At 64.6% G+C, this 15074-nt stretch carries 16 protein-coding genes; 10 read left to right on the top strand and 6 right to left on the bottom strand.

From position 1 onward, the window contains the following. Positions 1-125 precede the first annotated feature (125 nt). From rnk to RFM98_RS11680, 3 genes are read left to right on the top strand one after another with little or no spacing between them, the layout of a single operon-like run. The gene (gene rnk / locus RFM98_RS11690) at positions 126-545 is read left to right on the top strand and encodes a nucleoside diphosphate kinase regulator (protein ID WP_320309014.1); all 420 of its coding nucleotides are present in this window, start codon (positions 126-128) and stop codon (positions 543-545) included. Next, the gene (locus RFM98_RS11685; protein ID WP_320309013.1) at positions 542-1078 is read left to right on the top strand and encodes a GreA/GreB family elongation factor; all 537 of its coding nucleotides are present in this window, start codon (positions 542-544) and stop codon (positions 1076-1078) included. The genes rnk and RFM98_RS11685 overlap by 4 nt, the downstream gene beginning before the upstream one ends. Then, the gene (locus RFM98_RS11680; RefSeq protein WP_347349891.1) at positions 1005-2363 is read left to right on the top strand and encodes a D-amino acid dehydrogenase; all 1359 of its coding nucleotides are present in this window, start codon (positions 1005-1007) and stop codon (positions 2361-2363) included. Before RFM98_RS11685 ends, RFM98_RS11680 begins: the two co-directional genes overlap by 74 nt. Positions 2364-2393: 30 nt before the next feature. Here RFM98_RS11680 and RFM98_RS11675 read toward each other — a convergent pair whose 3' ends face one another. The 3 genes from RFM98_RS11675 to RFM98_RS11665 form a co-directional block, all read right to left on the bottom strand. Next, positions 2394-4553 carry a phospholipase D-like domain-containing protein gene (locus RFM98_RS11675; protein WP_320309011.1) on the bottom strand — a complete coding sequence of 720 codons (2160 nt, stop codon included), beginning with the start codon at positions 4551-4553 and terminating at the stop codon, positions 2394-2396. After that, positions 4550-4990, bottom strand: a complete 441-nt coding sequence (locus RFM98_RS11670; RefSeq protein ID WP_320309010.1) for a phospholipase A2 family protein — start codon at positions 4988-4990, stop codon at positions 4550-4552. The genes RFM98_RS11675 and RFM98_RS11670 overlap by 4 nt, the downstream gene beginning before the upstream one ends. Positions 4991-5199: 209 nt before the next feature. Next, the gene (locus RFM98_RS11665) at positions 5200-6081 is read right to left on the bottom strand and encodes a LysR family transcriptional regulator (RefSeq protein WP_320215165.1); all 882 of its coding nucleotides are present in this window, start codon (positions 6079-6081) and stop codon (positions 5200-5202) included. A gap of 366 nt (positions 6082-6447) precedes the next feature. Here RFM98_RS11665 and RFM98_RS11660 point away from each other — a divergent pair, with 366 nt between their 5' ends. The 3 genes from RFM98_RS11660 (at position 6448) to RFM98_RS11650 (ending at position 9252) form a co-directional block, all read left to right on the top strand. After that, positions 6448-7944 carry a CoA-acylating methylmalonate-semialdehyde dehydrogenase gene (locus RFM98_RS11660; RefSeq protein ID WP_320309009.1) on the top strand — a complete coding sequence of 499 codons (1497 nt, stop codon included), beginning with the start codon at positions 6448-6450 and terminating at the stop codon, positions 7942-7944. A 424-nt stretch (positions 7945-8368) separates the two neighbouring features. After that, on the top strand, positions 8369-8671 hold the full coding sequence (locus RFM98_RS11655) for a hypothetical protein (RefSeq protein ID WP_320309008.1): 303 nt from the start codon (positions 8369-8371) through the stop codon (positions 8669-8671). A 263-nt stretch (positions 8672-8934) separates the two neighbouring features. Next, on the top strand, positions 8935-9252 hold the full coding sequence (locus tag RFM98_RS11650; protein ID WP_320309007.1) for a hypothetical protein: 318 nt from the start codon (positions 8935-8937) through the stop codon (positions 9250-9252). A 100-nt stretch (positions 9253-9352) separates the two neighbouring features. Here RFM98_RS11650 and RFM98_RS11645 read toward each other — a convergent pair whose 3' ends face one another. Beyond that, complete coding sequence (locus RFM98_RS11645; protein WP_320309006.1) at positions 9353-10156, bottom strand: SDR family oxidoreductase; 804 nt, start codon at positions 10154-10156, stop codon at positions 9353-9355. Then, positions 10153-10482, bottom strand: coding sequence for a nuclear transport factor 2 family protein (locus RFM98_RS11640; RefSeq protein WP_320215159.1), 330 nt, complete (start codon positions 10480-10482; stop codon positions 10153-10155). Before RFM98_RS11640 ends, RFM98_RS11645 begins: the two co-directional genes overlap by 4 nt. 79 nt (positions 10483-10561) lie before the next feature. Between RFM98_RS11640 and RFM98_RS11635 the strand changes: the two genes are divergently transcribed. Beyond that, positions 10562-10939, top strand: coding sequence for a winged helix-turn-helix transcriptional regulator (locus RFM98_RS11635; protein WP_320309005.1), 378 nt, complete (start codon positions 10562-10564; stop codon positions 10937-10939). Positions 10940-10942: 3 nt separating this feature from the next. Here the strand turns inward: RFM98_RS11635 and RFM98_RS11630 are convergent, their stop codons facing one another. Next, positions 10943-11647 (bottom strand): GntR family transcriptional regulator, encoded by a 705-nt coding sequence (locus tag RFM98_RS11630; RefSeq protein ID WP_320309004.1) that lies wholly within the window; start codon positions 11645-11647, stop codon positions 10943-10945. A 68-nt stretch (positions 11648-11715) separates the two neighbouring features. Between RFM98_RS11630 and RFM98_RS11625 the strand changes: the two genes are divergently transcribed. The 3 genes from RFM98_RS11625 to RFM98_RS11615 are packed head-to-tail and all read left to right on the top strand — an operon-like array spanning position 11716 to position 14991. Continuing rightward, entirely contained in the window at positions 11716-12651 is a 936-nt protein-coding gene (locus tag RFM98_RS11625; protein ID WP_320309003.1) for a dihydrodipicolinate synthase family protein, read from the top strand. A 14-nt stretch (positions 12652-12665) separates the two neighbouring features. Then, positions 12666-13973 (top strand): NAD(P)/FAD-dependent oxidoreductase, encoded by a 1308-nt coding sequence (locus tag RFM98_RS11620; protein WP_320309002.1) that lies wholly within the window; start codon positions 12666-12668, stop codon positions 13971-13973. Positions 13974-13989: 16 nt separating this feature from the next. Then, the gene (locus RFM98_RS11615; protein WP_320309001.1) at positions 13990-14991 is read left to right on the top strand and encodes a 4-hydroxyproline epimerase; all 1002 of its coding nucleotides are present in this window, start codon (positions 13990-13992) and stop codon (positions 14989-14991) included. Positions 14992-15074 lie beyond the last annotated feature (83 nt).

Below are 15074 nucleotides of genomic sequence, written 5' to 3'. Positions count from 1 at the left end.
ACATTTTCATCGAGCCGGCAGCCCTTGCGGCCCGGTTTGTTCGCCGCCTCTATCCCTGGACAAGATTGGGAGCCGGCGGCTTGCGCGCATTCGCTTCGCCGATGCGCCAGCATATGAGGTATGCCATGCATGCAGCAACGCAATCGCGTTCCCGAAACACGATCCTTGTCAGCGCCGCGGATCACGACCGGCTGAGCAATCTTGCCAGGGCCTTTCTCGACCGTGTGCCCGATATGGCCGAGGACCTGCTTGCCGAGATGGACCGCGCCGGGGTGTGCGCCGAGGCGGCGATGCCCGCCGACGTGGTGCGGATGGGCTCGACGGTAACGCTTCACGACCCAGAGGGAAGCGTCCAGAGGGTGACGCTGGTCTATCCGGCCGAGGCCGATATCGCGGAAAAACGCGTATCGGTGCTGACGCCGCTTGGAACGGCGCTGATCGGCGCCCGCGCCGGCAGCACGGTTTCCTGGCGAAGCCGCGATAGCCGGGTTCTTTCGGCAGCGATCGACGCGGTCGAGCTAACGTCACCGCGGAGGGCGCCATGACCGGAACCGTCTATCGCTTGACCGCCAAGGACTTCGCGGTGCTCGAGGCGATGCTGATGCGCCGTCGCGCATTTGCCGATCCGATCGCGCCGATGCTCGAACGCAAGCTTGCCGCGAGCAGCGTCATTGCGACCGCGGCTGTCGAGCCCGACCTTGCCACGCTCGACAGCCGGGTGATTTTCCGCGTCGGCGGAGGCTCGTCCGAGACGCGAACGCTGGTGCGAGCCGAAGCATCGGCTCCTGTCGGGTCCGGCCTGCCGGTCGGCACCTGGCGCGGCCTCTGCCTGCTCGGCATGAGCGCAGGCCAATCCACGCTGGCCGAGCGGCCCGACGGCCGCACTGAGCCGATCCTTCTCGAGGACGTGGCCTACCAGCCGGAGGCCGCGCGGCGGGCGGCGCAGGACCGCGCCGCCGGATGGAGAGGCCACGGTCTCAAGCTGGTCTACAGCGCCCCCGCCGATGACTGGCCTCTTGGCGGGCGCGGCAAAATCCGGCAGACAGAAGGGGACGATCCAGGCCCTTCGGCGGCATGATCGGCGTTTGAGGGAGCATAGAATGAAAGTCATCGTTTTGGGCGGTGGTGTGATCGGGGTCACCACCGCTTACTTCCTTGCCGAGGCCGGCCATGAAGTGACCGTCTACGACCGCCAGTCGGGGCCGGCGCTCGAAACCAGCTTCGCCAATGCCGGCGAAGTATCGCCGGGCTACGCCTCGCCCTGGGCCGGGCCTGGCATCCCGGTCAAAGCCGTCAAATGGCTGTTGATGAAATACGGCCCGCTGGTCGTGCGACCGGCCTTCGACCCGAATATGTGGACGTGGCTCCTCAAGATGCTGCGCAACTGCACGGCCGAGCGCTATGCGCTCAACAAGTCGCGCATGGTGCCGCTTGCCGAATACAGCCGCGACACGCTGAAGGCGCTGCGCGAGGCGACCGGCATCACTTACGACGAACGGACCAAGGGCACGCTGCAGCTCTTCCGCAAACAGAAGCAGCTCGACGGCACCGGCGGCGACGTCGAGGTGCTGAAGAAATACGGCGTGCCTTACGAGCTCCTCGACCGCGACGGCTGTATTGCCGCCGAGCCGGCGCTTGCGGCGGTGCGCGAGAAATTCGTCGGCGGCCTCAGGCTTCCCGGCGACGAGACCGGTGACTGCAAGATGTTCACCGACAAGCTCGCCGAACTCTGCGTGGCGCGCGGCGTCACCTTCGAATACGGCTCGACCATCAGGCGCATCGTCAGGAACCGCAATCGCCTCACCAGCGTCCTTACGGATACCGGGTGGAAGTCCGCTGACGCCTACGTGATGGCGATGGGCAGCCATTCGGCGCAATTCATGCGTGAGTTGGGGCGGCCGATTCCGGTCTATCCGGTGAAGGGATATTCGATCACGGTGCCGATCGGCAATGCCGACGCGGCGCCGGTATCGACCGTCATGGACGAGACCTACAAGGTGGCGATCACACGGCTCGGCGACCGGATCCGTGTCGGCGGCACCGCGGAGATTTCAGGCTATGATCTCCGCCTGCACGAATCGCGCCGCCGCACCCTCGAACATTCGGTCGGCGATCTCTTCCCCGGCAGCGGCGATCTCAGGGCGGCGAGTTTCTGGTGCGGCTTGCGGCCGATGACGCCGGACGGACCGCCTTTGGTCGGGCTAAGCGAGGTTGCCAACCTCTACCTCAATACCGGCCACGGCACGCTCGGCTGGACCATGGCCTGCGGCTCGGCCAAGGTGCTGGCCCACATCATGTCCAACCGCGTGCCGGAGATCAACGCGCGCGACCTCAGCCCGGAACGCTATTTGAAGCCTGTTTGATACGCGTTTGAGACACTTTGGGAAACGCGTTTAGAATGCCTGCCGGACCCAGGTATCGCTGAATAGCAGCCTGTAGGCCCAGCCGATCGTGACATTGGCGGTGACCGGGCGCGAATGGGCGAGGTAATCGTCATAGACCGGCTTCATGCTGCGGTAGAAAGCCGGATCGAGCACGACCATGCCGTTCTCTGAGTCATGGAAAAAGCTGCGGTTGTTGAGGTTGACCGAGGAGATGGCGACCAGCCTTTCGTCGATCATCATGATCTTGGAATGCAGCACGACATCCGGCGCCTTGAATTCGCGGATGTTGATGCGGTCGCCGTATTTCTCGACGAACAGCTTGTTGAGCGCGGTGAGGAACCGGCCGCCGATATCGCCCTTGAGATCGATGCGGCCGACGACGTCGATCTTCACGCCCCTGGCCAGTGCCCGGTCGAAGGCCCGGGCGATAGCGGGCGTCAGGTTGAGGTAGGGATTGACAATCTGGATGCGATGCTCGGCGGTGTCGATCAGCTCGACGAAATAGGCCTCCAGCGCATGTCCGTCCTCATAGGGCACGGAAATGAAATGCCGCGCCACGCCGCGCGGGCTTCCGCCGGGAACCGGAATGGAAAACGGCCGCGACAAATTGGTGTCGGCGTCGCGCAGCCAGATGGTCGACAGATGCGCTGCCAGCGTCTCGGCGGTCGCCTGGTCGGCGATCTCGATGTCGAAGTCGCTCCAGTTGGAATAGTAGTTCAGCGAGAAGCCATCGGTCTTGCCGTATTGCTCCAGGTCCGGATAGCGGGTCAGGTCGACCGGCTTGTGGAACAGAAAGCCATCATGGATGTTGCGGCCGCCGATGATGACGCGCGAGCGTCCAGGCTCTTGCGCCAGCGTCGCCAGCATCTTGATGTGATGGGTCTTGTGCAGCTGTGAGATCTGCTCGTCGAATGGCGCGCCGTGATCGGCCTGCCAGCGATATTCCTGCAATTCGACATTGGGGAATTCGGATGCCAGCCGGTGCAGCATGGCGTCGTCCTTCTCCCGCTCCAGCACGTCGGTTACCAGGATGCGCACCTTGGTGCCAAGTGCTGCGTGATGGCGGATCAATCGCTCCATGACGCGGCCTGAGAAATCCGCCTTGAACTCCAACGACGACAGGTAGATCAGCCTGAGGTTCGGGGCGTTCGAGAAATCGAGCGGCAGTTCGGGATCCGCCTTGTCGAAGGCGCTGTCCGGCAGCGTCCTGCCGAGCAGGGCCTCGACCTTGGCGTTGAAGCCGTCGCGCGATTTGCGCAGCAGGGTCGGCGATCCCAGCGGCAGCGCGCAGGTCTGCGACAGCCAGCGGCTGGCATAAAAGACGCGGTCGAGTTCCTCCATCCCAGCCGGGTTGGGCACCGGGCAGCGGTCGTAGCGGCTGTCGAGCGCCGCGATCCAGGGATCGGCGGTCTCCTCGCGCAGCAAGGTCAGCGGCACGCCGGCCGGCGCCAGGGTCGAACCGATGCGCAAATCGCAGCGGCTGAGCGCCTGGTCCGGAAACAGGCTGACGGAGGTTTCGGCGACTGGCAGGTTCAGATGGAATGGCGAAGCCCTGGCGACGGTGGTGGATCGGTCCGATGCGCGGATCGCGAGCACGCCGTCGCAGGTGCCGCTGATATCGACAGGCTGCTGCCCCGCCTGGCGCAGCACGATCTCGACCGAGCGCGCCTGCAGGCCGGAAAAGCTGAAGGTCTTGGGTGCCGAGGGCCGCGCGGCGGCATCGAGATAGAGGGTCTGCCGCGACATGCGCCAACGGCCAGTGAAATGACCTTCGCCCGGCTTGCCATGCGCCGGTGCCAGCTCAGTGTTATCGAGCGGTTTCGCCAACCGTTGCAGCGCCTCGTAGGTGGCGTGGAAGCCGCTGTTCTGGACATCGCGCCAGTCGCGGCCGAAGCGGCCGGTGCCATTGGCGCGGTCGAGCGCATCGACGCGGCTTTGGGCGAGCAGCGCCTGGAACTGCTTCTCATAGGCGCTGTCGCCATCGCTCGCGAAGTAATGCGCCGTGGCTATCTCGGCGCCGGTGCTATCCGCCGAGACGGGCAGGTCGCCGCAGGCCTCGTCGCCCGGAAAGAAGGCGCAGGCCGAATGTCCGGGCATGCCGGCGCAACCGGCAAGTGCTGCCAGCGCCAGTCCAAGCAGCGCCTTCGCGACGGCTGGCCCGACGGTCATCCGGTCGCTCCGTTCATAGCCTTGAGCTCGGCCGGGTCGCGCGGCGGCATGAAGCCCTGCGGAAAGATCCTGCAAACGGGAACCGCGAAGGTTGCGATCAGCAATTCGGCTTCGCTGCGCATTTTGCGCGGCGCCGTCCTGTCGTCGCGAATCTTCCTCGCAGAGGCGACCAGCGCGCCGTCGCAGTCGCAATGGTCGTGCCGGGCAATGTAGCAGGCGTCATGCACCTTGCAGGCGGCATCGAGACGGTCGACCGGCCTTGCCGAGAGATCGCCGGTGCGCGTGCCCGGGCCGCAATAATTGCCAATGACGAAAGGCGAGGGGCGCGACAAGGCATAGCGGATCGGCTTCGGCAGGTCCGCTTCCGGAACCTTCGTCCAGGGATTGGCGCAGTCCGACAGAAACAGCAACGGCAGAATGGCAAGAACGGCTCGCATGTTTCCGCCGGCATTCCGAAAGATTGTCCCCTCGCGCTCTGTCATGGCATGGCAAGCGCGCGGCTGCCACACTCGCCGAATTTGTGGCGGAGGCAAGGCGGCAACGACCAACTGCCTGTGATAAGACCGGCCGCAGCGAGGGGATTTTGGGATCCGTCTGCTTCTTTTGGCGACCGCGTATCTGGTCGGCGCTTCGCCTGGATCGTGTTCTAGACAAAAAGGCCCCGTTCCCGCTCCACCGCCCTGGTGATGAAGTTGGCGACGAGCTGGACGCGGCGCAGCGGCCTCACCGATTCATGATAGACCAGCCAGTAGGCGCGGCGGATGGGTGCCACCATGTCGACGGGCACAAGCTCAGGCATCGAACGGGCGACGAAAGTGTGCAGGATGCCGATGCCGGCGCCGGAGCGCACCGCTTCTGCCTGGCCGAGCGCCGAGGAGATGGCGAAGCTGGTGCGCCAGTCAGGGCTGAACTCGGCGGCGTAGTCGAGCGAGGGGCTGACGATGAGGTCCGGCACATAGCCGATCAGCGTGTGCCGGCCGAGCTCGGCCGGCGCTTTCGGCAGGCCGTTGGCTTCGGCATAGGCGCGGGACGCGAACAGGCCGAGCGTGTAGTCGACCAGCTTGCCCGCCACCAGGCGGCCTTCGGTCGGCCGCTCGACGGTGATCGCGATATCGGCCTCGCGCCGCGACAAAGAGAAGGAGCGCGGCACCGGCACCAGCTGGATGGTGAGCTCGCGATGCAGCGCGGTCAGTTCACCGAGCCGCTTTGCCAGGAAAGCGACGCCAAAGCCGTCGGGCGCGCCGATGCGCACCGTGCCTGAGACATCGTCGCCCTCGCCGGCAATGGTCGCGCGCGCGGCGATCATGTCGCCTTCCATGCGCTCGGCTATGTCGAGGAAGCGCTCGCCGGCGGGCGTCAATTCGCTGCCGGTGGTCAGGCGGCGGAAAAGCTTCGTTCTCAGCGCCTCCTCGAGCGCGGCGATGCGGCGCGACACGGTCGCGTGATTGAGCTCCAGGCGTTTCGCCGCGCCGAGGATCTGCCCGGCGCGCGCCACGGCGAGAAAGATGCGGACGTCATCCCAGTTCATGGGGATGGTCCGGATTGGTGACGGGCGTCGTGTTCCCGCCCACCCCCCTCTGTCCTGCCGGACATCTCCCCCGCAAGGGTGGAGATTGGCAGCTTCCTTGACGGCGCCTCTTCTCAAGCGCCGGTGATTGGCGAAGGCTGGCGTGACGTCTGATCTCCCCCCTTGCGGGGGAGATGGCCGGCAGGCCAGAGGGGGGTGTGAAGAAACGCAAGCCTCAGCGCTTTCAGCAATCCATCATTTGCGGCAATTAATGCACGCCCAATCGCCGTTGTCTATTTTCCGCACAACGGTTGCGATCTTCCTCGCGTTGCCATCGCCGCCGCAAAGGCGGACAATGGCATCATCACCAAGACAGGGAGAGAAAGCATGATCGAATACGGTCATTTCATCGGCGGCAAGCGTGTCGCCGGCACCAGCGGCCGCAAGCAGGATGTGATGCAGCCGATGGACGGTTCCGTGCGCGGTACGGTGGCTTTGGCCTCGCAGGCGGAACTTCGCGCCGCGGTCGAGAACGCCAAGGCGGCGCAGCCCAAGTGGGCGGCCACCAACCCGCAGCGCCGCGTGCGCGTGCTGATGAAATTTCTCGAGCTGGTCGCCCGCGACTATGACGAACTGGCCGACATGCTCGCGCGCGAGCACGGCAAGACGATCGCCGACGCCAAGGGCGACATCCAGCGCGGCCTCGAAGTGGTCGAGGTCTGCATCGGCGCTCCGCATATGATGAAGGGCGAGTTCACCGACGGCGCCGGCCCCGGCATCGACGTCTATTCGATGCGCCAGCCGCTCGGCGTCGTCGCCGGCATCACGCCGTTCAACTTTCCGGCCATGATCCCGCTGTGGAAAATCGCGCCGGCCATCGCCTGCGGCAACGCCTTCATCCTGAAGCCGTCGGAGCGCGATCCGGGCGTGCCGATCCGCATCGCGGAATTGTTCATCGAGGCCGGCCTGCCTGCCGGCATCCTCAATGTCGTCAACGGCGACAAGGAAGTCGTCGACGCCATCCTCGACGATCCGGACATCAAAGCCATTGGCTTCGTCGGCTCGACGCCGATCGCCCACTACATCTATTCGCGCGGCACCGCGGCGGGAAAACGCGTGCAGTGTTTTGGCGGCGCCAAGAACCACATGATCATCATGCCCGACGCCGATATGGACCAGACCGTCGACGCGCTGATCGGCGCCGGCTACGGCTCGGCCGGCGAGCGCTGCATGGCGATCTCTGTGGCCGTGCCGGTCGGCAACGACACCGCCAACCGGCTGATGGAAAAGCTGGTGCCGCGCGTCGAAAGCCTGAAGGTCGGTCCGTCGACCGATTCTGCCGCGGATTTCGGCCCGCTGGTGACCGCTCAGGCGCTGGAGCGCGTCAAGGGTTACGTCGATATCGGCGTCAAGGAAGGCGCCAAGCTCGTCGTCGACGGCCGCGGCTTCAAGATGCAGGGCTATGAGAACGGCTACTATATGGGCGGCTGCCTGTTCGACAACGTGACCGCCGACATGCGTATCTACAAGGAAGAAATTTTTGGGCCGGTGCTCTCGGTGGTGCGTGCGCCGCGCTACGAGGATGCCATCAAGCTCGCCAACGACCACGAGATGGGCAACGGCGTCGCCATCTTCACCCGCGACGGCGACGCCGCGCGCGACTTCGCCAGCCGCGTTCAGGTCGGCATGGTCGGCATCAACGTGCCGATCCCGGTTCCGATCGCCTACTACACCTTCGGCGGCTGGAAGGCGTCGTCCTTCGGCGACCTCAACCAGCACGGCCCGGACGCCTTCCGCTTCTACACCAAGACCAAGACCGTCACCTCGCGCTGGCCGTCCGGCATCAAGGACGGCGCGGAATTCGTCATCCCGACGATGAATTGACCGGACGGTTTCTTGGCTGCGCGTCCTCGCCGCGTTGCGGCTGCGGGCGCGCGGCGAGCATCAAGGACGGCGCGGAATTCGTCATCCCGACGATGAACTGAGCGGACGGTCCCCTAAACCGAAATCAAGGAAGCGCGGTGCAAACCGCGCTTCCTTTTACATGGGTGCCGGGGAATGCGAAGGCTTTCGTCCGCCCAGCCTTGCGCGGTCCAGTTCGCACCACCAAAGGCGAAGCGCAACTTCAGGTGCATGAATCCCCGACACAGCGCGCCCGGCGAGCATCTGCATCTTCTAATAATTCCGTCGCCGTGTGATGGAACCAACAGACCACCATCCGCCTTAGGCTGTATTCCTGCCATGCGTGCAGGCAATCAAGCAGCGCCGGTGGCAGCCGGGGTTCTCGTCTGGCGCGAGGAGGTGTCGGATGACACGATTTCTTTTGGCGACAATGTTGGTGGCAGCGGCTGCGGCTAGCGGAGCCGCGCCGGCGAACGCGGGCGCGCAATGCGCGGCGCGCGCCGACATCATCAAGGCGCTTGGCGACAAGTTCCACGAAAGCGAGGCCGGACGGGGCCTGATCAATCCGAACGTCGTGCTCGAGATATTTGTCTCCGACCAGGGAAGCTGGACCGTGCTTGCCTCCGACACCAAAGGCCAGAGTTGCGTCCTGTCTGTCGGCGAGGGCTGGGACAGCCCGACGATCGCGGCAGCGATGCCGGGTGCCTGAACTGCCAGGGAACCGAGCTGAGCGGCGCCATGGCTCCCGCGGTCGAGACCGGGTTGCACTAAGGCGCTTTCCACGGCACCGCTTGTTTACCGAGCGAAGCTTCACCACATCGAATCCAGGGAGTCATGATCTCCCTGGGACAGACCGGAAACCAGAAGGAGCGACGTGATGAAGACGTCCAATCCGGCCTGGAGCCTTCCGGCATACTGAGGCGGCCGAATGTGCCTCCCTTGCCGGAATGCGAAGGCGAAGGAGGTGCCGCCATGGCACACGGATTTTCGTTTCGATGGGTCAAGCTTGCGGCCGTTGGCGCCATAATGGCACTGCCGGCAGCACCGGCGCGGGCGCAAGTCATCTGCGGCGGCCATGACTATCTGGTCGCGAGGCTGGCGGAGGCATTCGAGGAGAAGCGACTGGGCTACGGCGTGGCCGGGCAAGCCGCCATCTTCGAAGTGTTCGTCTCGGCAAGCGGAACCTGGACCATCCTGATGACCGACGTTAAGGGCCAGAGCTGCATCCTGGCGGCGGGCGACGGATGGGAAGACACCCGGGCCACCGCGGTCGGTCAGCCGGGCGGCTGAATGCGAAGCCAGATGCGGGCCGACTATCCAGGCGTCGTGCTTGAGATCTTTGTGCCCAACGGTGCGGCAGTTGGACCGGGCTTGCCTCCGGCAAGAGCGGTCAGACCGTCGGTATTGTTCCGCCATCGATGACGTATTCGGCGCCGTGGATTGCTCCCGCGCGATCCGAAACGAGGAAAGCCACCAGCTCCGCGATCTCTTGCGGCCATGCCGGCCGGCCGATCGGGATGCCGCCCAACGCGTCCATGATGCCTTGGCGGGCGGTTTCCTCGTCTGAGCCCGAATGGGCCGCCAGTCGCTTCACCATTGCCTCCGAGGCGGTGGTGTGGATCCAGCCCGGCGCCACTGTGTTCACGCGAATGCCTTGTGGACCGAGCTCCTTGGACAGCGCCTTGCTGTAGCTCGAAAGGGCTGCTTTCGCCGCCGCATAGGCGATGGTGGATTCGTGCAGCGGCAGCCGGCGCTGGATCGACGATATGTGAAGGATCGTGCCGGAGCCCTGCTCGATCATCCGCGGGACAAGCAGGCGGTCGAGCCGCACCGCGGCAAGCAGATTGAGACTGAGCTCATCCTGCCAGATCTGCTCCGTCAGTCCAGCAAATCCGCCACCGGGACTTTTCGAACCGCCAACATTGTGGACGATGATGTCTATGCCGCCAAGCTGTTCCAGGGCACTTGCGGCTACCGTCTCGGCGCCAGCCAAGGTGCCCAGGTCGGCCTGCACGAACAGTTGCGGCGATAAGGTTTCGGGGATCGCCGAGCGCGCAGTCGTGAGAACGGTGGCGCCCGCCGCGGAAAGCCGTTGAACAATGGCCTCGCCCGCGCCCTTGGTGCCGCCGGTGACCAAGACGCGCTTGCCGGCAAATTCCTCGTCGTCGAGCGTGACTTTCTGCAAGATGGTCATGCGCCGATCTCCAGCCGCGCGATCCGCTCGCCGGCCAGCGTGAAGTTGTAGTGGAGCGTCGCCGGACTGCCCGGGAAATTACCCGACACGATGCCGGCCACTCGCCATGCGTGGCCATTGGCCGTTGCGTCGGCGACCTCGACCGTCACCCGGTATTTGCGTGTCGTTGCTTCCATCCAGTCGCGGATGGCGGCCGAGCCCTGGTGGATATTGCCTTCGTCCCGGACTGCGGCGTCCGACGCGAAAGGGATGAGCATGCCATCGATGTCGTGCCGGTTCTTGGCAGCAAAATACTGCGCGAGCGGTCGAGGAAGTGTCACGGTCATGGTTTCGTCTCCGGTTGCTGCTGCCGCCCCCTGTCAGTCGCCGTCTTGTCCGGTCACTAGATTGCGATATGCTGGAGAAATGACAAGAACCGACGAAAAAGTAAGGTACTTACCCGAAAGTAAGGTTGAGACGCTGACGCCGCTGTCGGCGGCGAGCGGTGTGGAAAACGTGCTGCGCATCCTTGAGGGCCGTTGGAAACTGGTGATCCTGTTCCATCTGTTCGGCGGCAAGGTGCTGCGCTTTTCCGACCTCGAGCGGGCGATACCGGCAATTTCGCAGAAAATGCTGATCCAACAGCTTCGGCAGATGGAGGCCGACGGCGTTGTCCGCCGTATCGTCCACCATCAAGTACCCCCAAAGGTCGAGTATTGCCTGACCGATTGGGGCCAGGCCCTGTGCCCGGCACTCGATGCCCTGCTGAAATGGGCGGCGCAAAAGGAACCCGCCGGAAGCTGACGTCTATCGCGTGGCGGCCACCTCGGCATGGCCGCGCAGCAGCGCCATCAATTTCTTGGCGTCCTTGGCGGCGCCTTCCTCGTCGCCGTCGAGGATGGAACGGATCAGCGCGACGTGATGCTCGGCCGATTCGGCAAGCCCGGTGTCGGCTTTGTAGCGATACCAGAAGCGGCGGCTGTGCGTCTGCAAGGGGGCGGCCACACGCGCCGCGAAGGGGTTGTCGGCGGCGATCGCGAGCGCTTCGTCGAGCGCCTTGTCGGCCTGGATGAAAGCAAGCACGTTGCCGGAGATGACCGCCTTCTGCATGGCCAAAGCCGCCTCGTGGAACAGGTCGGCGGCCTCGCGGGTGACGAAGCGGGCGGCCGAGCGGGCGAGCACCACTTCGATGCCGCGCCTGGCATCCAGCACCCGCAGCCAGTCGCCGGCGTGAAGCGGCGCGACCGCGATGCCGGCACGCGGCCTGATATCCAGCAGACCTTCCCAGGCGAGCCGCTGGATCGCCTCACGCACGGGGGTGCGTCCGAGACTGAGTCGCTCGATCAGCGCACCTTCGGTGACGAAGCTCGATGGCGCCAGCTCGAGCGTGACGATCATGTGCTCCAGCGCGCGATAGGCCTTGGTCGCCGCCGGCTCGAAGGTCGCGTTCGTCTCAATGGATATCAGTGGGGAGATCAACAGCAGGCTCCTGATATATTTTCCATATATCATAACGGATTCAGCGTTGACACGCCAACTCTTAATAGATATACGGCTAATATATCAGAGGAGCGATAGCCATGTGGACCGGAGTTTTCCCCGCCGTCACGACCAAATTCACCGCCGACGACCGCCTCGACCATGCCGAGATGGAGCGCTGCTATGGGCTGCAGATGGAGGCCGGCTGCGACGGCATCATCGTCTGCGGTTCGCTCGGCGAAGGGCCGATGCTGTCGCATGACGAGAAGATCGAGGTGCTGCAGACGGCGCAGAAAGTCGCCGGCAAGAAGCCGGTGCTTTTGACCGTCAACGAGCCCGGCACCCGCGAGGCGGCAAGCATCGCCAAGCGCGCCGCCAAGGAAGGCGCCGATGGCCTGATGGTGGTGCCGAGCCCGATCTACCACACCGATCCGCAAGAGACGGTCGCCGCTCTTCGTGCTGTCGCGGAAGCCGCCGACCTGCCGGTGATGATCTATTCAAACCGGCTGGCCTATCGCGTCGACGTCAGCGTCGAGCTGATGGAGGAGCTCGCCTCGGACAATCGCTTCGTCGCCATCAAGGAATCTTCCGACGACATCCGCCGCTCGACCGAGATCATCAACCGGTTCGGCGACCGCTACGACCTCTTCACCGGCGTCGACAACCTCGCCTTCGAGGCGCTGTCGGTCGGCGCCATCGGCTGGGTGGCCGGCCTGGTCACCGCCTTCCCGCGCGAGACGGTCGCGATCTATCAGCTGATGAAGCAGGGCCGCCGTGAAGAGGCGCTGGCAATCTATCGCTGGTTCCGGCCGTTGCTCGACCTCGATGTGTCCACTTATCTGGTCCAAAACATCAAGCTTGCCGAAGTGCTGGCGATTGGTACCAATGACCGCGTGCGCATGCCGCGCCAGCCGCTCTCCGGCGACCGCCGCACGGCAGTGGAGAAGATCATCCGCGATGCGCTGGCGGTGCGCCCGAAGCTGCCGTCGTTCCAGAGTTCTCCTCGATCGACGGAGAAGACGGTGGCAGCCGAATAAGGGACAGCATTCGCGTGCAGCAAAATTCCGAGGAGGGGCGCCGCCCCTCATCCGTCCTTCGGGCACCTTCTCCGCGTGAGCGGGGAGAGGGGGAAGACATCGCAATCATCGGTGGCGGCATCATCGGTATCTGCGCTGCGACGCTGCTCTCGGAGGCGGGGCGCAGCGTCACCGTCTTCGACCGCAGCGGCATCTGCGAGGAAACGAGCTCCGGCAATGCCGCCGCCTTTGCCTTCACCGATGTGCTGCCCCTGGCGCATAAGGGCATGGTGAAGCAATTGCCGAAATGGCTCGCCGATCCGCTCGGTCCTTTGACCATCCCGCCGGCCTATCTGCCCAAGCTGCTGCCCTGGCTGATCCGCTTCTGGCGGGCGGGTGCGCCGAAGCATTACCAGGCGAGCCTCGCCACGCAGGCCGGCATGATGAGATTGGCCGAAGCCGAATGGATGGGCCTGCTCGACCGCTCCGGCACGCGGCCGATGCTGCATGAGGACGGCTCGCTAGAGCTTTATGAAAGCGAAGCCGAGTTTCGCGCCTCGCTGTCGGGTTGGGCGGCGCGCAAGCGCTTCGGCATCGGTTTTCGCCATGTCGAGGGCGAAGAGATAGCGGCGCTGCAGCCGGGTCTGGCGCCGCGCTTCGTCAAGGGCACGTTCGTGCCGGGCTGGAAAACGGTCGCCGACCCCAAGTTGCTCGGCAAGGCGGTCTGGGCCTATGCGGAAAAACTCGGTGCCCGTTTCGAGCATGCGCGGGTCGAGCGCATAGAAGCGGATGCAAGGGGCGCCACGATCGTTCTGGCCGACGGGACCAGGCGGACGGCAAAAAAGCTTGTGATCGCCGCGGGCGCCTGGTCGCATCTCCTGGCAAGGAATCTCGGCGACCGTATCCCGCTCGAAGCCGAGCGCGGCTACAACACGACGCTGCCGGTGTCCGCCTTCGACGTGAAGCGGCAGCTGATCTTTTCCGGACATGGCTTCGTCATCACGCCGCTGGAAACGGGCGTGCGCGTCGGCGGCGCCGTGGAGCTCGGCGGCATCGACCGGCCGCCGAATTTCGCGCGCTCGAAGGCGATGCTGGAAAAGGCAAAACGTTTCCTGCCGGGGCTCGATCCGTCAGGCGGCCGCGAGTGGATGGGCTATCGCCCGTCGCTGCCGGATTCGCTGCCGGTCATCGGCGCGGCGCGCGCGCCGAATGTCTTCTACGCGTTCGGTCACGGCCATCTCGGCCTGACCCAGGCGGCGGCGACCGGCCGCTTGATCCGCGATCTCGTTCTCGGGCAGACTCCGCCCATCGACCTCATCCCATTCCGCGCACAACGGTTCTGACAGTTCAGGAAGCATCATGGCCAAGAAATCCTTCTTCTGCATCGACGGCCACACCTGCGGCAATCCGGTGCGTCTTGTCGCCGGCGGCGGGCCGTTGCTCGAAGGCTCGACGATGATGGAGCGGCGGGCGCATTTCCTCGCCGAATATGACTGGATCCGCACCGGGCTGATGTTCGAGCCGCGCGGCCATGACGTGATGTCGGGCTCGATCCTCTATCCGCCGACACGCGAGGACTGCGACATCGCTATTCTGTTCATCGAGACATCGGGCTGCCTGCCGATGTGCGGCCATGGCACGATCGGCACGGTGACTTTTGCCATCGAGCACGGGCTGGTGAAGCCGAAGACGCCGGGCGTGCTCAGGCTCGACACCCCGGCAGGCCTGGTCATCGCCGAATACAAACAGGTCGGCGAATATGTCGAGGAGGTGCGCATCACCAATGTGCCGTCCTTCCTCTATGCCGAAGGCCTGACGGTGGAATGCCCGGTGCTCGGCGAGATCAGCGTCGACGTCGCCTATGGCGGCAATTTCTACGCCATCGTCGAGCCGCAGGAGAATTACCAGGACATGGCCGATCATTCGGCCGGCGACCTCATTGCCTGGAGCCCGGTGGTGCGGCGGCGCCTCAACGAGAAATATTCCTTCGTCCATCCGGAGAACGCCGGCATCAACCGGCTGTCGCACATGCTGTGGACCGGCAAGCCCCGGCATGCCGAGGCCGATGCCCGCAACGCTGTGTTCTACGGCGACAAGGCGATCGATCGCAGCCCTTGCGGCACCGGCACCTCGGCTCGCATGGCGCAGCTCCACGCCAAGGGCAAGCTCAAGGCCGGCGACAGCTTCGTGCATGAATCGATCATCGGCTCGCTGTTCAAGGGCAGGGTCGAAAAAGAGGTCAGCGTGGCGGGCAAGCCGGCGATCATCCCTTCGATCGGCGGCTGGGCGCGCATGACCGGATTGAACACCATCTTCATCGACGATCGTGATCCGTTCGCGCACGGATTCATTGTCACATAAGCGTCACGGCCTCACGCGGCGGAGGTTGTTCCGGGTAGAACGGGCAACCTCGGTTGACGCAAGGAATCTCCTCATCAACTTAT

Origin of the sequence: Mesorhizobium australafricanum, from assembly GCF_033977265.1 — a bacterium.
GTDB lineage: Bacteria > Pseudomonadota > Alphaproteobacteria > Rhizobiales > Rhizobiaceae > Mesorhizobium > Mesorhizobium australafricanum.
Note: the sequence above shows the minus strand (reverse complement) of the source record. Positions and strands in the feature narration are given on the sequence as shown.